Consider the following 17,218-nt stretch of genomic DNA (forward strand, 5'->3'; position numbering starts at 1 on the left):
ATCGACAGCCGACCCGCATGGTCCCGGCCGCAGAACCGTATCGGCGAACTGATCACTGACCCCGAGCGGAGCTCGGCCTGCGGCCGGGAGCGGGGGCAGGTCCGAGGCGGGCTGCGTGCGGCCGAGCTCCGCTCGGGGTCAGTGATCAGTTCGCCGATACGGTTCTGCGGCCGGGACCATGCGGGTCGGCTGTCGATGGCTCGCGAGGCTGGACGGGGTGCGGCGGCACGGAATTCGGGCTGCCCGGAGCGGGCGGTCCTCGCGCAGGTGAGCGGGTGAGGTGTTCGACGGGGAGGCGCGGGCGGATCGGGACCGTGCGTCGCCGCATCGGGCTCACCCTGCGGTGCGGTCGGCGGCCGGTCCGCCGGGAAGCTGGGCGCCAATCAGGGGACAGCAAAAAGAAGAGCCTGACGAGGGAAGCCGGCCCTGTCGCCGTCCTCGCCACCGGCGGGCAGGCCATCAGCGAGCTGGAGGTGCTGTTCTCTCGTCACCCGCTGGTGCACGGTCCCCCGCGGGGGACGCTCCCAGTACGACCGGCTGGCTGCCTGGGCACGGCCGCTGCGCGTGGCTCGGCTCGTCCAGGAGCGCGCCGGCCTTCTCGACGAGCGTGCGGATGGACGACCGGGCCGTGACGTGCCGGGCCCGGTCGGTCAGGGTGCGCGGGCCGGGGCTGGCGGCCGGGAGCGCCCGGTGAGCGTGCCCGGGACCTGTCGGGCGAGCGTCCGGTCTACTCGTCAGCGAGGAGGCGGAGCAGGCGGACGCCAGGGAAGTCGGTCGGCAGCGCCGGCAGGTGGAATGTGCTGGGCTCGTCGAAGATGGGCTGGCCGGATGGCCGGCGGGTGTAGGGAGCCCAGCCGTAGTCGACGCCGTCGTCGGCGTCGTAGGCGGTCCAGACCACGCTCTCCTGCTCGCCGTCGCGTAGCGGCCGGACGGAGAACGCGTGGGCCTGAAGACCGCCGGGGAGCATCTCGATGATCTGCGGGACGGCGAAGGTGAACCGGCGGGCGTGCAGGGTGCGGGCGAGGTCGGCGGCGCGGGTCTCGAAGTCGGCGCGGGCGTTCTCGCCGTGCACGTAGTCGTAATCGGAGAGGATCTGCCTACGGTCCCCGTCAAGGATGACGATCGCCGGGTAGTCGGTCATCCGGATGGACTGCTGCACGCGGTCCACGACGTCGGTCACCAGGGTCCAGGTGGCGTCGTTCATCGCGGCCTCCAGCGGGGTCCAGGAATACCGTTCCAGCTTTCCTTGGCGGTGGAACGGCGGTGGGGGGTGTAGCCGGCTCGTGGGCCTGTCCACGGTATGCGTCGGTGTACGTCCCGTGTCGCCACGACCCCGCCTATGATCATCTGTTGTGGTGCAGGTCCTGGCGGACGCGGACAATCTCGCGGCCCGGTGGATGACGGTGACGATGCGGATCGTCGGCGGCTACGGGTGCGCGGTGACGGCCGCGGGCGCGTCCGGGCGGCTGGCGGCGGTGCGCTGGCCGGCGGACAGCCGGCTGGTGGCCGCCGAGGGCTGGCAGCGCGCGGACCTCGCGCTCGCCGACGCCTACCGCAGCGACAGTCAGCCGCTGCTGCTGGTGACGGGCGACGGCGATTTCGCGTACCTCGCGAGCCGGCATCCCGGGCCGGTCGCGGTCGCCGGGGTGCTGGTCGCCCGTGCGCTACGGGAGGCCGCGACCGTGATCGATCTGGCCCGGGACGGCGCTGGTCCGCTGGTGCGATGGTTGGACCGGGTCAGCCTGGCCTGACACCGGCCGCGTGCCCCTGTGGGCGGTGCCGGCGGGGCGGTCAGGGGCGGGTGCGCCGTTGCAGGTTCTCGTCGAGCAGTGCACGCAGCAGGACGAGGCCGGGTCCGGCCCCGGGGTTCAGGGGAATCGAGAAGATGTAGTCCGACCCGTCGAACGCGTCGAAGACCGGCGTGCCGTCGCGCTTGCGCTGGTAGGGGACCATCCCAGACTCGTGGCCCTCCTCCTCGTCCCAGAGCACCCACAGGATTACGTGCATCTCGCCGTCGTCCTCCAGCAGCGGGCCACCGGTGTACGGGGAGCGCAGCCGGACTTCGTCGTCGCCGTCGATGACGACGGGCCTGCTGATCTGCGGAACGGCCAGGATGAGGCGTTCGAGATCGATACGGTTCGCCTCCTCGGCGACCTGCCGCTCGAACTCTTCCGCGCGGGCGGGGTCACGCAGGTAGGCCGAGTTGCTCAGCGTCCGCGAGGGCTCTCCTTCCAGGACCGCGATCGCGGGTTGGTCTCCTTTCGCCAGGGCTTCCTGGACCTCCTTGACGGTCATGTCGACCAGGACGTGGGATTCGAGGTTCATCAGCGGTGTCCTCTACGTGGCGCGGGCTCGCAGCGGCAGCCCGGTCCGGACGCCCGCGCGGGGCATGGCGGACCGGCCTTCGCCACCAGTCTGATCGCGCCAGGACGGTGGGCACCACACCGGGAGCGCCCTCACCACCCGTCGCCCTCGGGCCGTCCGTCACAGCCTTCCTACTCGTGTCGATGTCTGTCCCGGTACATCGCCGGAGCGCGCTGCCGTGATGGAGTCGTGCGCCCGAGCTGCTGCTTGCCCGGTCGTCACGTTCGTCCTCCATGGCGGAGTCGCCTCCTGCGCCGGTGGAAAGGCTGTCGCCGCCGGCGGCTCGCGCAGGGCGCCGATGCGCGCAGGACGAGGTCCGCGAGGTCGACGCGTCCGACGATCTCCCGGGTGGGCCAGTGGATCAGTAGTCCGCAGGTCAGGCAGCAGTAGTGGCCCCTCCACCAGGCCGAGCCCGGGTCGGTTTCCCTGCCCCGGTGGACCGGTGCGAATCCGCCGGCCGTCGGGCTGTTCCCGCATCGGCACAGCCAGGCGTCATCCGTTCCCACGCGCGCAATGTATTCACGCATGCTGGTTCTCTCTTCTCGTACAGATGTTCGAGGTGGGAGGTTGGTGTAGGCCGGCAGGAAGAGAAACGGCTGTCCCTGTCAGCGAGAAATGCGGCGGTTGTGCCGCCGCCCGCCGGCGGCCCTCGCGTGGCGGCAGCGGTGGGTCGAACAGCGCGGCGCTCGGCGGGCGGGTGGCCCAGGTGGTCGCGGACACCGCCCGCGGTTCAGTGGTCCCAGGGGTCGCGGCGAAGGTGGTCCCGGCGCGTGGCCCTGGCCTCGATGACGACGTCGGTCCAGGTGGCCCCGGCCGCTTCGACCTGCTCGGCGGTGGAGAGGACCGCGCTCGCGCGGGGGGACAGCGTCCAGCCGAGGTGGCCGAACAGGGCAAGAGCGCTGCGGTCTCCGACGGCGGAGGCGTGGACGGCGTCGATGCGCAGGTAGGCGGCCAGGTGGCCGAGCAGCCCGGTCGGGTAGCCGCGGTGGAACAGCGCGGTGGCCCGGGTTGGGCTGGTCATCTCGGTGGCGTGGCAGGCGGCGACGTGAGAGAGCACGGCCATCACGGCGGCGTCGCCGATGCGGGTGTCTTCCGGCTCGTCGTCCTCGACGGTGCGCAGGATCGCGGTGGTGACGGCGTGGCCCCAGGTCCAGCCCTGCAAGGTGAGCTGCTCAGCCTCGCTGGCGAGGGCGGCGGCCTTGGCGGTCAGCGGGTAGCCGAGTGCCCCGAGGACGTCGGCGACAGGTTCGAGGTTGAGCATGCTCGTCGGGTCGAGGTGGGTGTCCAGTCCGAACAGGACGTGGGCGTGTAGCCGGCGCGGCCAGCCGTCCCGGTCGAAGTACGGGTGAATAGGCAGAACGGCGAAGCGGAGGGCGACGGTGTCCTCGCCGTTGATGGTCAGGACGTGGCGGAGCCGGCCGAGTAGTTCGGCGAAGCCGATGAGGTGCGGGGTTGACGGCATGGCGGGGCGCTCCTTTGCGGGCGCAACACGGCGGACGGGCTGATCGGAGTGCGCGAGGCGATGGGGCCGGGTGCCGGCGCACCCACCGGTCGGACGGTGGGTGCGCGGGACCAGGGCGCGCCGACGGTGACGCACGTCGGCCCGCCGCGGGAGGCAGGTGCGGCGGGCCGACGTGTGTGGTCTTCCTGGTGCGGCTTGTTCTCGCCGGTGGAACGGGGCTGGTTGTCAGGTTCGGGGGTTGGGAGCGGCGCGCTCGGTGCTGGCCGCGTCGACCAGGCGGGCCAGGGTGCCGAGCACGTCGGCGGCGAACGCGGTGGCGCGCAGCCGTTCGGCGATGTGGAGGACCTCGCGGCGCTGGGTGATCGCGGCGGTCTGCCAGGTGTCGGTGAGGGTGTCGCCGACGCCGAGCACGACGTTCGGGCCGAGCTGCCACAGCACCGCGTTCGCGGCGGCGCAGGCAATCGCGACTTCGTCGACGTCGCCGCCGATCCACAGCATGGTGGCGGGATCGATGTGCTGGGCGCGTAGCGTCTGGGCGGCGGCGCGGAACAGCCCGCCGGTGCCGACCGCCGGGTCGATCACGGACTGGCCCGGCTCTACCGCGGTCATCAGGCCGGCGGTGAGGGCGTCGGCGATGTGGCCGGGGGTGTAGTACTGGCCAGCGGCCAGACGCGCGCCGTCGGCGCGCAGCTCGACGAGCAGCGGGCCGAACAGGTCGACGTCCCGGCGTCGTAGCGTGCCGGTCAGGTGCAGTTGTCCGGCGTCGAGCGCGGCGTGGGCGACGCGGCGGGCCGCGTCGATGGCGGCGTCGTCCGGCGGATCGGCGCCGAGCCAGGGCTCGACCAGGGGCCAGGCGGCGGGCAGGAGGTCGGGCCGCGCCCGCACGAAGATCGTCCATTGGAGTCGCGTAAACCGGCGGAACTGCTCGGTGTCCAGGCCGGCGATGAGATCGGCGGTGGCGGAGATCTGGCCCGGCGGTGGTGTGATCAGGGCGAGGGCGGCGACGGTGGACAGCGGAATCTGCGGTGAGGCTGCGTGGTTCGCGCGGTGCCAGGCACGCGCGACGGACTCCGCGAGGCTCGTCGCGTCAGGGGTGCCAGCGCCGGGCGGTCTGCGGGAAGTCGCGGGCATGCGCGATCACCTCCCTTCGCGGGATAGGAGCGGGGGACGGGGGCGATGCGGTGGGCGCGGGTCGCGCCGCGGCGGTCAGGAAGGGCCGTGCGTGCTCGCGGGCCGGGTCATGCGGAGAAAGGAAACCGGCCAGGTGATGGGGCGAATCCGTAGCGGTGTGCTGCCGGCGTAGGAGGCGGCGAGGGCGCCGTGGTCGGTGATGACCGTGTAGCCGGGTAGCCAGACGGCGAACCAGGGCTCGGCGGGCGCGCCGCGGCGGGCCGGCGAGTCGACCGGGCGGATCATCGTTGGGTCAAGTGCCTGTGGCGTGGTCCGGTAGTGGTCGAGACGTCCCCCGACCATCGGGCAGGCGGCGATGGTGTAGGCCGTGCAGGTCGGGTGGAGCGCGGGCTCGGCGGTGCACTGCCGAGGCAGGTCCGACAGACGCATCAGCAGCACCAGACGCTCGTCGTGGCGACGGCCGCACACGCCGCACAGCCGCCTCAGCAGCGCCTGGTCCTTGCGGTCGGCATCGACGGCACCGAACAGGTGGCGCCCGTCGCCTGTACGGGGAGTGATCCACGGGACGGCGAGGCCGCCAGCGGTCGGTAGGTGGGCCATGGACAGCGGAATCGCGGGTGGTGTCGGGTCGGTCATGATGTGTTTCCTGTTCGTGGGATTCCTCGCGCACACGGCGCGACCGACGCCCGGCGCGCGGCGATGAAGAACGGAAAGGCGGGCACGTGACGTCCCGGCGAAAGGGAAATCCGATTGCCCCCACCGGAGCGCGTTTCTGTCGGCGTGGGTGTCCGAGCTCGGCGCTGGGTGGAAGACGAGCTCGCCATCGTCCTCGCCGGCTTGGACGAAGCCGACTCGGAACTACGCGAGCTGGTGGGATGGACCGACAGCCAACTCGAAGAGCTGGTGGACGGGCTCGACGACCCGCTGCCGGATGAGGGGGACGCCCCGGTCGACGACTCCCCGAATCCTTGGGTGTGTGATCATCGAATGTGAGAGCGAGCAGGGGGAGCTGTTGCAACGGACGCCGGCTGCTCGCCGTCCTGCTCGATCACACTGACCTGTTGAGCGGTACCGAGGACGCGTCAGCGTCGCTCAGGACCGCGCCAGCGTCACGTGTTCGTGCTGTACCCCAGCGACGCGAACCAGCATCCGAGCACGTCGACGACGTCGCCGCCGTTCCAGTCGCCGGCACGCTTTTCGATCTCGGCCAGCTCCTCCCAGAGGCTGGTGATGGCCAGTCCCTCCGGGGTGGCCGGGTCGATCCGCAGCCCCTCCGGAACGGGCGGCGGCAGCGTGTCCGCAGGCGGAAGCGACAGGGCCGCGCTGGAGGGAAGTCCGTTCGCGACGCAGGCGTGCAGACCGTCGGCGACGGCCTCCTCGATGGGCAGCAGGTCCGCAGCGCCTTCCTGCGGATGCCAGTCCGCCAGCACGGTGTCGTCCGCCGCCATCACCAGGTTGAGCCCGGCGCGCGGACTACCGGCCTCGGTGTAGGTGATTTCGAGGTCGATCTGGGCCGCGGCAGTCAGGTCCACCCCGTTGGTCGTGGGGAACGTCCGGATCTGGTGAGCGACCAGCGCCAGCCGGGCGAACAAGTAGGCGTCCCGGGCGGTCGTCAACGCGTCCTCGCGGCGCTGCACCTCCCGCTGCCACGCCTGAAGGGTCGAGTCCCCCGGCGCGGCGTCGCTGTTGCTCACTGGTTGTCCTCCGTAGTGGTCGTGGTGGGGACGGTCGCGTCCGCGGGCAGGATGATCACGGGGTTATCGCCCTCGGGGCGCAAGCCGTACTCGGCCAGCGCGTCGAGAACGGCGTCGATCTCCTCGGCGATCTCCTCGGCGAGCGCAGCGGACGCATCGTCCGCGCTGTCGAGGTCCGCGAGCACCTGCCCGCCGGCACTGACGGCGCGCCGGACGTGGACGTGGACGCCGTCGTAGTCGTAGAAGGCGTGATCAACACCGATGGTGTCGGCGGCCGGGATCTTCGCCCGCACCGCGGCGGCGACCTCCGTCAGACGGAGGTCGAAGTAGTCATCACGGGCAGCCAGGAAGCGTGCCAGCACGGCGTCGACGTCCTGGGAGTGTGCGTGCGCTTCGTCAGCGGTCGGCATGGTCGGGCCTCTCGATCGTGGTGGTCGTGTAGGTGGGAAGCGGGATGTTCAGGGACGGCGGGCCGCCGGCCGGGTCGTTGCGGTGTGCACGCGCAGTCGCCTGAGCTGTTGCCCGGCCGCTTTCCAGCCGGTACCAGCCGCAGGTGCATCGCGCGATCGCCCAGTCGACGACAGCGGGCATCCGCTCCGACTCGATCCCGGCGGGGCTGATCATCATCCGGCCTCCGGTCGGGTGTCGCCGGGGCGGACGCGGCGCGTCACCTTGTCGTAGGGGATTCGGTCGTTCCAGTTCACGTGGTCACCGATGAGGGCCTTCACGGTCAACGACTTCGCGTTGACCCGGACCACCGTCGTGGAGATGACACCGAGGTACACGATGTCGCCGGCCTGGAAGTCGGGCGGGCCCCACACCTTCTCGCCGGCGGCCTCCCGTTCGGCGACATGCTTCTCCCAGTGGGCGATCTCGTCGGCGAGCTGGACGAGATCGGCCTGTCGGGCGTCGCGCCAGGCGGTCTCCTCCCACGTCAGCGGCCCGATGATCCGACCGGCCAGGTTCCGTTCGATCCGGCCGACCCGCGCCTTCAGCTCTTTGATCCGCCGCAGCGTCGTCGGCACGTCCTTGCGGCCGGTCTCGTACCGGGCGGCGGCCTGCGCTCGATTCGCGTGATAGTCCGCCCTGCCGGCCTCCTCGACGAAGGCGCGTTCGTGACTGTCGGCTCGCGCCAGATCCCGACGGTGCTTGCCCTCCGAGTGGTGCCCGGCGAGGACCGGCTGCCCGGGAGGCATACGGTCGCGGATCTGCCGGGCGGCGTTCCACCGGGCGTCCGATCGGCCCACCGCCCGGCCGGCCACATCGTCGTGATAGGTCGCCCGCTCCTCGGCCCGGTCGTAGCGCTCGCCCTCCGCCTCGGTGAACGCCCGCGGGGTCTCGTCTATCTCAATCGCGACGGTCCACAGACTGGCCCGCAGCGCCGTCACCGCCTTGCCGATCTTCCACAGGTCGGCGGCGCGGTCCCGGCTCCCCTGGATGTACCAGGCTCCGAGCGTGCGGGAGAACCGGAAATCCGGTTTGAGGATCATGTCGGCGCCGCCGCGGCGGGACGCGCCCGTGAGCACGGTGCCTTCCGGGCGGGTGTGCCGGATCGTCAGCGACCCTCGGCTCACCAGCACCGGCCCCCCGGTCTCCTCGTGCACGGCGCACGCCGCGGTGTCGATCACATGCATGTCCCGAGACCGGCCCGTGGTCGGCTCGCCCGGCCGGGTGGTGACCAGCCGTATGCAGCCGCAGTCCAGGGGCTGGGCCTCTTCGACCGTGAGTTCGTGCTCCCCGCGCAGGTTCGCCGTGTCGTCGCAGACGACCCGCATCGTGTAGCCCCTCCGCCATGCGGGGAGGGTGTGTGCCGATGGCAAGGTGGATGTCTCCTTTCAGAATGCGGGGCGCCAGCGGGAACGGTCACCGGGCACCACCGGGTAAAAGGAACTTGCGATGATCGTGTTCCGGTTCAGCGCTTCGTCTTTCGCGTCGACGACGAAGCCGCCGCCGGTCCAGCGCAGGCCGTCCGCGATCCGCTGATTGCGCGCCGGGTCCGGGCCGACAGCGGCCACGTACCACAGGAAAACCTCGGGCCGCGCCCGGTAGGCACGGTCGTAGCTGTCGACGACACGGTGTTCCTTCGGCCCTCCAGGCGGAAGGTCCGAGAGGATGACCGGCCCTGACCAGGTCATGGGGTGGTTCCCCCGCCGGGGTAGGCGCCCGCCGGCACGCGAATCGGCTTCCGGCCGGCCTTCACACGCCGCGGGTTGATCCGGTCCACGCAGGTCCGGCAGATCGGCCGCCACGGGTCGGTGTCAGCGGTGGGGCTCGTGTCGTCCTTGAAAGACGGCACCAGGTACGGGTTGAAGAGGAACGGCACCTCGCAGACACCGCAGGGGCCCAGGGCGATAACGAATGCGCCTAATTCGTCCATGCGCTTATACCTTTCGCAGAGTGCGACGAGAGGTCAGTCCGGATGCGGACAGCGACGTCCGCATCCGGACTGGTATCTGTCAGAGAATGCGGACCGGGCAGATCAGGCCGCGGAAACGCGCACCGATCTGCACATCCACAGGAAACTCCGCGCCGCGGAACCGCAGCAGGAGGCTCTGGTCCTGTTCGTCCAGGGCCACCCGCGACTTCCGGAAGCAGTCGAGAAGATCGGGATCGAAGGCGATCTCGTCGAGCGCCACCCGCTCGCCGGAGAACCCGAGTTCCCCGTCGACCTCGGGGAAGCGGCCTTCCGCCTCATCAATGAAGATCGGCCCGCGCGGCGTGCGCACCGTCAGACGGTGCAGCTCGCCGGCTCCCGGGATCACTTCCAGGTTGACCGGGGTGTGCGGCTTGCGGCGGGTGTCCGCCTTGACCTGGCGGATCAGCCGGGCGGCGTCCGCCTTCTCCAGCAGAAACCGCAGGCGGGGGTCTCGGGGGTGGACCTGCTGCACAACCACGGCGACCCCGAGGGTGTACTTGTTGGTCGCGACGGCTCGAAACGCGCCGTCGACGACGTCAAGGAGCACCGTGCCCAGGACCGGCAACGTCGGGTCGTTGGACGCGTGCGGCAGCGCCGCGCCGACGGACTGGTACAGCGCCCGCCTCGACCGTCAGCACCCGGGACCCGTGCGGGCCGGCCGGTGCCGTCACCACGAGGACACGCCGATGACGAGCTCGTCAGGCTCCAGCCGGCGGATGTCCGTCGGCTTGCGGAAGACGCGTGTCCGCTCGGAGCCGATCTCCACGCAGATGCCGTCCTCGTAGGCGTCGTCCTCGTCGCGGACACCCACGACACCCCAGTGCGGGAACGGCCACTCGGCGCGGGTGCGGTCCGCCGGGTCCATGCTCGTGAGCGCCAGGACGTCGCCGGGCTTCCACACCCGGTGGCTATGCTGCTTGATCTTGGGGCAGTGCAGCCGTCCACACCGCGGGGTCACCGGCGGCCGGACCGCCTCGCTGTAGAGGCCGATCTTCTCCCACAGGCTGTGATGCTCCTTCATGAGTTTCAGCCGTAGCAGGTCCTCGATCGCCCATCCGGCGAGCGCCGTCGATACCTCGGACAGCTCGCCGAACAGGACGGTCTCCGACGCCCGCATTTCGTCGTGTACCCGCCACACCACCGTGGTCGGGTCGTGCGCACGGCGTCCGAACTTCAGATAGTGAATGCCCACCAATACGCCTTTCCGTTGCGTACACAGGCCAGCACACGACTCCCGAACCAGGGCGCGGACAGCCGCTGCATGCTGGGGGATGGGGTGGTACGGTGCCCGAGGCACCCGCCCAATGTGGGTGGGCGGGCGCCCCGGGAATCCGGGCACGTCAGACGGTCAGCAGTTCCCGCGTGATGCGGAACGCCGCCGTCTTCAGCGGATCATTTTTGATCATCGACCGGATGACCCTGGCCTCGGCGGTGCTCGCCTTGCGGCCGTGGTCGGCGTACTCGGTGGCCGCCTGAATCCATCCGTAGGCCGTGCCGGCGACGTCCCGCGTCGTCTCCGACGTGTGAACCGGGTCAGGTGGTCGTCCTGGGCCAGTGGGCGCTGGTGCGCCCCGGCTCCGCCCGCCGAACCGGGCGGGTGCCCGGACCAGGGCGGGCGGTGGCATCGGCGCGGCGCCGGCGTCCGCGCGGTGGGAGGCGGCGCCGTCGGCGTCGGCGTCGGCTCACGGTCAGGTCGACGGTGATCGCGACGAGGGCGACCGCCGCGTAGGCGACGAGCATGGTGACGTCGTGCGCGGCGGTGACCCCCAGGAGCCACACCAGCAGCAGCGCGAACACCGAGAACCGCATCCGCCGACGGCGACGGCGACTCAGGTAGACCATCGGTAATCACGTTCCTTTCCGTATCCGGCCGGGAGGGAAAGCCCGGCAGAGGTGTGTGGGATGTCCCGCTCAGGATTCGGTGCGCCAGGAAAACGGGATGGTCGCAGTCGCGGTCGCCGCCTGTCTTGGTGGGGCTGCTGTAAACCTCTCCATCGTCGACCAGGACGGTGAGCGGTGGTTTCTTGTCGGCGAGTTTCAGGGTCACGACTGTGTCGATGTGGAGGCTGATTCAGCCGGTTTCATCGAGTAGGGTGGTGATGCGGAGGGGAAAGCTGCCAATATTTCCCGGTTCCCAGCTCGCGGCGAGATGCGGTGGCAGCGCGCCGTACATGTCGATCGTTCCGTAGTTCACGGATGAATCCCGCATCGGTTCTCCCTTCGAGGCGCGAAAACGTGTGTGGGACGTAGCGGCGCAGATCGAGAAACCGTGGAAAGATGCCGGTCGGTCGATTCAGTCCATGCGGATGGGCATGAGCAGGTGCTGGTATGGCGCAACGCTCGCCGTCTGCCCGCCGGAAGAGGTGAGCAGGACGGCTTTGGTGACCTCCGACTGCCCGCGGAACGTGACGGTGTCGCCCGGGAGCGCGGTGAGGGCGTTCCGGACGTAGGCGGCGTTGAACGCCCAGCGAACGGTCCCGTCCGTGAGCGAGGTCGTGGCGGGCAGGGTTGGGGCGCTGACCAGGCCGCCGTGCTCGGGAAGCAGCGGCGCCACCCGGACACCGTTCGGGGTGAGCGTCAGCGTCATGATCATGATGGGGCCGGTGGTGGTCGGGTGGGCGGCGAGGATCGCGAGGACCCGTGCCACGTGGGCCTGCACCGTGGCCCGGTCGAACGTGGCGGTGTGCTGGGCGTCGAGCGAGCCGAGCAGCTTGCGCCAGGGTGGGTAGGTGCCGCCGGTCTCGACCAGGCTCACCGTGGTTTGCCCGCAGGTGAAGGTGGCCCGGTTGGCGTCGCGCACGGATTCGGCGCGGCGGCGGCCGATCGCCACGGACTGGCCGGTCCACGTGTCGGCGCACGCGGCGAGGATCTTCCCGGGAAGGATCAGCTCCTGCCCGGCCGGGTCGATGCCGGTCGCGGGCAGGGAATCGATGGCGAGCCGGTACCGGTCGGTCGCGGCCAGGGTCGCCAGACCGGGAGCGAACGACAGGTGCACGCCGGTGAGAACCGGCAGGGTGTCGTCCCGTCCGGCCGCCGGCAGGACACGGTCCAGCGCGGCGCGGAAGGCGGCGCGGTCGAGGGTGGCGATCGGCGGCGCGGGCTGGCAGTCGCCGGGATGGTCCTCCGGCGGCAGGCCGGTCAGGGGGATGGTGTAGTCGCCGATCGTGACGGTGGGGGCGGCCGGGAAAGAGCCGTCGAGAAAGACGGGCAGGTCGTCGGTGTCGCGTCGGCGCTCTCCGCGGACCAGTGCCTTGCACATCTGCGTCAGCGCCCAGCCGTCCACCAGGAACCGGCCGGCAGACTGGGCGACGCCAGGCAGACGGACCGAGACGGTGGCCGTGTAGCTGGCGCCGGTGATGGTGAGGTTTCCGGCCGGATCGCCGGTGACCAGGACGGCGTTCCACGGCGGGCGGCTCTTGCGGTCGACGACCGAACCGACCGTGGCCAGCGCCGCGAGCAGGTCCCGGAACGGGACGACAGCGGTCGCACCCGCATCGGCGGCGGGCGGTGCGGTGACAGTCATGATGATCTCCCGCGTGGGATCGGGATCGTTCGGTCACGCGGGCGGCCCGGTGCGCGTCGGCGCGGACGTGCACCGGGCCGCCCGGCGAACCGGGGTCAGCGCTGCTCGGGCAGCAGCCGGAACACGATCTCGGTGCTGTCGACGTTCGCGGTCGTCGCCCATTCGTCGAGCAGCTCAGCGAGCAGCTCGACGAGCGCGTCGCGCTCGTCGTCGGCGGTCCCGGCGTCGGTGTTGACGGCGACCAGTCGGCCGCGGGGCTCACCGAGTTCGTCGTTGTAGACCTCGACATCGAGGTCCGTCGCCACAGGGCAGGCGGCCCGTGTCTCGGCCTCGATCTCGTCTTCCAGGACGATCCGCAACACGTCGCGGGCGTCGAGAAACGCCTCACGCGCCCGCTCGCGGGGCAACCGCGTGTCCGGAGGGGAGCACCGGCGCGCCCGAAGATGTCGCAGCGGGTCAAGGCGGCGGCGGCCGTCGCGGCTGCGTCGCATCCTCATCATGATCTCCTTTCCCGGGCGGGTAGGGCGGCGCTCGCCGGCTCAGCCGGTCACGTCGGGCGTGGTGTCGACCTCGGGCGGGGATGGCCGGTCGTCGCTGGTGAGGTCCACGTGCAGGTCCTCGCCAGCGGCGTCGGCGCGGCGCAGCTCGGCGAAGGTACGGTCGGCGAACGCCCGCAGACCGGTCTTCGCGTAGCGGGCCACGAACTCGTGCCGGCTCCATACCGGGTCGTTCCACCCGAACGACTCGACCAAAAAGTCCGTGTCGGTGAGGGTGGCGTTGCGCAGCTCGGCGTAGTAGCGCTTCCCGGTGCGGTCGTGCTGGACCTTCAGCTGGACGAGCAGCATTCCGGGATCGGAGCCTTCCTCGATCCGGCGGAGGGTCCACCGGTAGACCAGACGCCGGTCGGCGTCGTTCACCCGAATCGTCGGTTCGCGGTCGCTGATAAGGCTCATCGATGCTTCTCCTTTTTCGCTGATCTCCGATGTACGGGGCGGGTCGACGGTTAGAAGCGGTAGTCGTTGGCGTTGCCGTTGACGTCGACCACGAGGTGGGTGCCCTTCGGGTGGCCGATGTTTTCGATGCGGACGTGGACGATCGGTTCCTCGGGGTTCGGCTCGTCGTTGGTGTCGTCCGCTGCGACCAGCTGAACGTGGATCTGAACGCCGCTGATTTCCAGCGAGTAGACGTCGCTCGCCTCGGTGGTGTCGGGTCTGGCGCCGTGGACGCGGACGCGCGCATCGCGCACCGTGTGGATGGTCGGCCGAGGCGGGGCGGCATCCCCGCTGATCGCGTTGATCGGGTAGACGTCGCCCGCGTACACGTGGAAGACGTCCCTGGGCTCGATGCTGCCCTTGGAGATCTTGGGATTCAGGACGTGGTCGCCCGTGTAGACGACGGTCACTATTGGGTCACTGCTCGGGCCCGTGATCCCCTTGTCGTGGACCTCGCCCCGGTACCAGCTGCCCGCGACCAGGAACTTGACCGGGGTTCCCGGGACCAGAGCAGCGAACTGCTCGATGGTGAGAGAGCCGGGCCGGCTCGTCGCGTCGTCAAGCTCGTGGGCGTGCGTCGGTGCCTCGGTGAACCAGAGGAGGAAGCGCGCCAGCAGTTCGGCGGCCTCGGCGCTCGCGACCGGCATTTCGGCGAAGGCGTCGAGGTCCTCTGCGACGACCGTCAGCTTGCCAACGGAGATGCCGGGGTGTTCGAGCTTCCAGCTCGTGACCGCGAACGCCACGATGTCCGTGCTGGTCACTTCGACCACGTCGCCATGAGGGGTACGGCGGGTCAGCCGCGTGTGAACCAGGTACTGCACGTCTGAGGGCACGGGAACCTCCAGGCTTGGTGGTGCGGATCGCAGTGCCTGCGCACTCGCTTTGCCGGTAGGTGCGGCAGGAGGGCCCGCGTCGGGCACGAGTGCCGGCGCTCCGTGGGCGCAGTCGGCCAAGGAGAACGGAGGACGGCCCGGTCGGGCGCGGTCTCGTCCGGCATCGCGGACGGCGCGTCCTCTGTAGACGGTGGGCGCGCGTCGGACTAGCTGACGATCTCCCAGCCCCAGTCGTTGCCGCCGACGTAGTACAGGCCGTCCGGGGCGGGCTCGACGACGGTCGTGGAGCCCCAATGACCGCTGTGGACCGAGACGGTGCCGTCATCGCTGATGGTGATCGTGTCCGTCTCGTCGGCGGGCACGGTCGCGGCCAGCGCGGCGGTCTCGGCCGCCAGCTGGCGAACCTGGTCGAGGGTGAAGCCGGGAACGGCGAAGCCGTTCCAGCGGTCGTCGTTGGCCGGAACCTCGTACTCGGTGTAGACGCCGCTGATGGTGACGCGCATAGTGCGGGCAGCAGTCATGGTCGTGTCTCCCTGGTTCGAAGGGGCGTGTACGGCCACGGGTCCCGATCCCAGGCCGGGCCGGGGGTGCGGCTCCCGCGCCCCAGCCCAGTGCGGTGCGGGTGGGGTCAGGTGGGCACGCAGCAGCTCAACGGCACGCCATCCAGGTCGTAGGTGGTCTCCTTGAAGGGGACGACGAAACGCCTGTTACTCGGGGTGGAGCGCAGCCGATCGGTGGACCCGGCGTCGAGGATGACCATGGCATGCGTGCCGTCGATCCGGCCGATGGTGCCGGTCAGGCCGTCGAGGTAGCGGGGCTTGATGTTGGCGATCCGCACCAGCGTGCCGGTGGTCAGGGACGCGGTCCTGATCGCGGCGAGCGCGGCCCGCCGCTGCTTGACCGTCTCGGTGATGTGGGTCAGGTCCTGTTCGGTGGCGTGCGACAGGATGAAGTCGGTGGCGACGGCGAGCGTCGGGGGCGTGGGCATGTGGTGCCTTCCTGGTCATGGGAGGGGTAGGCGCACCGCCGGCCCGGGACGGGCCCGGCCGGCGGGTGTCCGAACGACGGCGGGCCGCCCGCCGTCACGGGCGAGAGCAGCCGGTACGGCGAGTGCTCAGGCGGCGGTCAGGTGGGCTCGGGTGACCGGGGCGGGTCGGTCGATGACGAACGTGCCGGGGTGCAGCGGGTACAGCTGTTCGTGCGGCATCGGCTCGCCCGGATGGGGCAGGTGCAGCAGCAGCCGGCCCGCGAGCGGACTGTCGGCGTCGTCGGGCACCCGCCGGATCGTGATCGTGAACGCGCCGCGCGGGTCGCCGGTCGACAGGCTCAGAGTGATCGCGTCGTCGGTCTCCTCGGTGCGGATGCCCGCGCTGTTGCACCACGACAGCGCCACCCGCTCGGGCGTGTGCGGCCCGGTGCCGTCCGCGTCCGGGTCATCCGGAAGGTAGGCGGGGCACTCGTGGTCGCCGTTGTCGTCGTCGAAGCCGCCGGGCGTCTCGACCAGGTCCGCCCCGCAGGCGGAACAGCGGAACTCGGTGTCAGTAGCGAAGATCAGCTCGACGGTGCTGTCCTCGTCCAGGCTGTTCACGGTCGTGCCGTCGACGGTCAGTCCGGCGAACATCGATACCCGGTCCTTTCCGGTCAGCTGTGCGGGCAGCGCATCGCCCCGCCCGACGGACGGGCCGTCGGGCGGGGCGATGCCAGGCGTGGGAGTCGGGTCAGACCGGCAGCAGGGTGCGCAGCGTGGCGAGCGTGTCGCCGTCGAGGCTGTCCGCCCCGCCGGTCACCGCGCGCAGCATGTTGCGTTCGGCGCGGGACGCGCCGCGGACGGTCTGCTCGTGGTGGGTGTAGGTGTTGACCGCCTGGAGCACACCCCAGCCGGTGTTCCGCCACGGAGAGACCCGCTCGTCGTGATCCCAGAGCCGGGACAGGGTGTCGCGGTGCTTCTCCGCGCTGGTCCGCGCCCGCCCCTTCTTCTCCGGCATCGGGGCGTGGGCGTCGAGGAACGCCGCCCACTGCCGGTCCGAGACGTCGAGCGCGCACAGCTCGGCGACCTCGGCGGCGAAGTCGTCGGCGATCGTGTGGACGATCGCGAGAGCCTCCCGGGCCTTGGCGAGCCGTAGGTGTGACTTGGCGGAGTGCTTGACCTTGGTCTGCTGGCCCTTCTCCCGCAGGCCGGCCGCCATCGTGTTGTCACAGACGACGTTGGTCACGATCCGCTTGTAGGTCGTGGACAGCGACCCGTCGAAGCTGGTGGTCGCCAGCAGGTTCGGCCGGAACGCGACCCCCTCCGGAGTCGTGATCGTGTCGGGTACCTCGACGCTCACCCAGGCGACCGCCCCGCCGCGCAGCAGCCCGGCCGAGCCGATCGCGAGATCGTCGTCGAGGAGCTGCCCGACGTTGTCGACCAGCCATTCCTGGTAGGGGTGGGGCTGGTAGCCGTCGCTGAAGATGCCCATCACGCTGCCGGTGTCGGACCGGATGATGGCCTTGCGGTCCGGGACGACGTCGATTCCCCCGGTGATGGGCGACTCGACGTAGATCGGCCGTTCGAGGGCCTGCCAGCCGAAAAGCCGGCGCTCGACGTCGTCGACCGGGATCGACCCTGGGTAGTGGTTGGTCTCGCCCTGCTGGTGGTCAGCGCGGTAGTGCCAGGCGTGGCCGCGCTTGTCGGTGAAGCCGATCAGCGTGTGCTGATTGAGCCAAGCCAGGGTTTCCTTCGACATCCGGGTTCCTTCCATCGAACGGCGGGAGTGGGCGGTCATGTCGGGGCATGCCGACGGGCCGCCGGGCGGCGTTCGGC

Annotated in this window: 25 protein-coding genes; 2 read left to right on the forward strand and 23 right to left on the reverse strand. The window is 70.6% G+C overall.

All coding sequences use genetic code 11. The features are described from left to right. Positions 1–727: 727 nt before the first annotated feature. Positions 728–1,204 carry a hypothetical protein gene (locus NBZ85_RS13145; protein WP_055752587.1) on the reverse strand — a complete coding sequence of 159 codons (477 nt, stop codon included), beginning with the start codon at positions 1,202–1,204 and terminating at the stop codon, positions 728–730. A 148-nt stretch (positions 1,205–1,352) separates the two neighbouring features. On the opposite strand from NBZ85_RS13145, the gene NBZ85_RS13150 reads away from it, so the two are divergent. Next, the gene (locus tag NBZ85_RS13150) at positions 1,353–1,751 is read left to right on the forward strand and encodes a PIN domain-containing protein (RefSeq protein ID WP_055752588.1); all 399 of its coding nucleotides are present in this window, start codon (positions 1,353–1,355) and stop codon (positions 1,749–1,751) included. A 40-nt stretch (positions 1,752–1,791) separates the two neighbouring features. Here the strand turns inward: NBZ85_RS13150 and NBZ85_RS13155 are convergent, their stop codons facing one another. The 4 genes from NBZ85_RS13155 to NBZ85_RS13170 form a co-directional block, all read right to left on the reverse strand. Next, the gene (locus tag NBZ85_RS13155; protein WP_055752589.1) at positions 1,792–2,325 is read right to left on the reverse strand and encodes a hypothetical protein; all 534 of its coding nucleotides are present in this window, start codon (positions 2,323–2,325) and stop codon (positions 1,792–1,794) included. A 769-nt stretch (positions 2,326–3,094) separates the two neighbouring features. Beyond that, positions 3,095–3,826, reverse strand: a complete 732-nt coding sequence (locus NBZ85_RS13160; protein ID WP_256790349.1) for a hypothetical protein — start codon at positions 3,824–3,826, stop codon at positions 3,095–3,097. 225 nt (positions 3,827–4,051) lie between these two features. Next, positions 4,052–4,957 (reverse strand): N-6 DNA methylase, encoded by a 906-nt coding sequence (locus tag NBZ85_RS13165; RefSeq protein WP_055752591.1) that lies wholly within the window; start codon positions 4,955–4,957, stop codon positions 4,052–4,054. Positions 4,958–5,032: 75 nt separating this feature from the next. Continuing rightward, positions 5,033–5,593 carry a hypothetical protein gene (locus tag NBZ85_RS13170; RefSeq protein ID WP_256790350.1) on the reverse strand — a complete coding sequence of 187 codons (561 nt, stop codon included), beginning with the start codon at positions 5,591–5,593 and terminating at the stop codon, positions 5,033–5,035. Between the two features lie 144 nt (positions 5,594–5,737). Between NBZ85_RS13170 and NBZ85_RS13175 the strand changes: the two genes are divergently transcribed. Beyond that, positions 5,738–5,950, forward strand: coding sequence for a hypothetical protein (locus NBZ85_RS13175; RefSeq protein ID WP_261562000.1), 213 nt, complete (start codon positions 5,738–5,740; stop codon positions 5,948–5,950). 116 nt (positions 5,951–6,066) lie between these two features. Here the strand turns inward: NBZ85_RS13175 and NBZ85_RS13180 are convergent, their stop codons facing one another. The 18 genes from NBZ85_RS13180 to NBZ85_RS13265 form a co-directional block, all read right to left on the reverse strand. Next, complete coding sequence (locus NBZ85_RS13180) at positions 6,067–6,651, reverse strand: hypothetical protein (protein WP_055752594.1); 585 nt, start codon at positions 6,649–6,651, stop codon at positions 6,067–6,069. Continuing rightward, the gene (locus NBZ85_RS13185) at positions 6,648–7,061 is read right to left on the reverse strand and encodes a hypothetical protein (RefSeq protein ID WP_055752595.1); all 414 of its coding nucleotides are present in this window, start codon (positions 7,059–7,061) and stop codon (positions 6,648–6,650) included. Before NBZ85_RS13185 ends, NBZ85_RS13180 begins: the two co-directional genes overlap by 4 nt. Beyond that, positions 7,048–7,278 (reverse strand): hypothetical protein, encoded by a 231-nt coding sequence (locus NBZ85_RS13190; protein ID WP_256790354.1) that lies wholly within the window; start codon positions 7,276–7,278, stop codon positions 7,048–7,050. The genes NBZ85_RS13185 and NBZ85_RS13190 overlap by 14 nt, the downstream gene beginning before the upstream one ends. Continuing rightward, positions 7,275–8,426 carry a DUF3560 domain-containing protein gene (locus NBZ85_RS13195; protein ID WP_261562001.1) on the reverse strand — a complete coding sequence of 384 codons (1,152 nt, stop codon included), beginning with the start codon at positions 8,424–8,426 and terminating at the stop codon, positions 7,275–7,277. The genes NBZ85_RS13190 and NBZ85_RS13195 overlap by 4 nt, the downstream gene beginning before the upstream one ends. 60 nt (positions 8,427–8,486) lie before the next feature. After that, a complete protein-coding gene (locus NBZ85_RS13200) occupies positions 8,487–8,786 on the reverse strand; it encodes a hypothetical protein (RefSeq protein WP_055752598.1) in 300 nt (99 codons plus the stop codon). Then, positions 8,783–9,028 carry a hypothetical protein gene (locus NBZ85_RS13205; protein WP_261562003.1) on the reverse strand — a complete coding sequence of 82 codons (246 nt, stop codon included), beginning with the start codon at positions 9,026–9,028 and terminating at the stop codon, positions 8,783–8,785. Before NBZ85_RS13205 ends, NBZ85_RS13200 begins: the two co-directional genes overlap by 4 nt. Positions 9,029–9,107: 79 nt before the next feature. Continuing rightward, positions 9,108–9,632 carry a hypothetical protein gene (locus NBZ85_RS13210; protein ID WP_055752600.1) on the reverse strand — a complete coding sequence of 175 codons (525 nt, stop codon included), beginning with the start codon at positions 9,630–9,632 and terminating at the stop codon, positions 9,108–9,110. Positions 9,633–9,734: 102 nt separating this feature from the next. Further along, complete coding sequence (locus tag NBZ85_RS13215; RefSeq protein WP_261562004.1) at positions 9,735–10,259, reverse strand: hypothetical protein; 525 nt, start codon at positions 10,257–10,259, stop codon at positions 9,735–9,737. Positions 10,260–10,600: 341 nt separating this feature from the next. Then, positions 10,601–10,909, reverse strand: coding sequence for a hypothetical protein (locus NBZ85_RS13220; protein WP_055752602.1), 309 nt, complete (start codon positions 10,907–10,909; stop codon positions 10,601–10,603). A gap of 229 nt (positions 10,910–11,138) precedes the next feature. Next, positions 11,139–11,276 carry a hypothetical protein gene (locus NBZ85_RS13225; RefSeq protein ID WP_256790369.1) on the reverse strand — a complete coding sequence of 46 codons (138 nt, stop codon included), beginning with the start codon at positions 11,274–11,276 and terminating at the stop codon, positions 11,139–11,141. 84 nt (positions 11,277–11,360) lie between these two features. Next, positions 11,361–12,590, reverse strand: coding sequence for a DNA polymerase III subunit beta (locus NBZ85_RS13230; RefSeq protein WP_256790368.1), 1,230 nt, complete (start codon positions 12,588–12,590; stop codon positions 11,361–11,363). A gap of 95 nt (positions 12,591–12,685) precedes the next feature. Continuing rightward, on the reverse strand, positions 12,686–13,087 hold the full coding sequence (locus NBZ85_RS13235; protein ID WP_055752604.1) for a hypothetical protein: 402 nt from the start codon (positions 13,085–13,087) through the stop codon (positions 12,686–12,688). Positions 13,088–13,129: 42 nt separating this feature from the next. After that, entirely contained in the window at positions 13,130–13,543 is a 414-nt protein-coding gene (locus NBZ85_RS13240; protein WP_055752605.1) for a hypothetical protein, read from the reverse strand. Positions 13,544–13,593: 50 nt separating this feature from the next. After that, positions 13,594–14,343, reverse strand: coding sequence for a hypothetical protein (locus NBZ85_RS13245; protein ID WP_256790366.1), 750 nt, complete (start codon positions 14,341–14,343; stop codon positions 13,594–13,596). Positions 14,344–14,621: 278 nt separating this feature from the next. After that, positions 14,622–14,936, reverse strand: a complete 315-nt coding sequence (locus NBZ85_RS13250) for a hypothetical protein (RefSeq protein WP_055752607.1) — start codon at positions 14,934–14,936, stop codon at positions 14,622–14,624. Between the two features lie 107 nt (positions 14,937–15,043). After that, entirely contained in the window at positions 15,044–15,403 is a 360-nt protein-coding gene (locus NBZ85_RS13255; protein ID WP_256790365.1) for a hypothetical protein, read from the reverse strand. A gap of 126 nt (positions 15,404–15,529) precedes the next feature. Continuing rightward, positions 15,530–16,036 (reverse strand): hypothetical protein, encoded by a 507-nt coding sequence (locus NBZ85_RS13260; protein ID WP_055752609.1) that lies wholly within the window; start codon positions 16,034–16,036, stop codon positions 15,530–15,532. A gap of 97 nt (positions 16,037–16,133) precedes the next feature. Continuing rightward, positions 16,134–17,218, reverse strand: a 1,085-nt coding sequence (locus tag NBZ85_RS13265; RefSeq protein ID WP_261562005.1) for a DUF932 domain-containing protein, incomplete at its 5' end; no start/stop codon positions are given.

The sequence above is a fragment of the Frankia tisae genome (assembly GCF_025403405.1).
Lineage (GTDB): Bacteria > Actinomycetota > Actinomycetes > Frankiales > Frankiaceae > Frankia > Frankia tisai.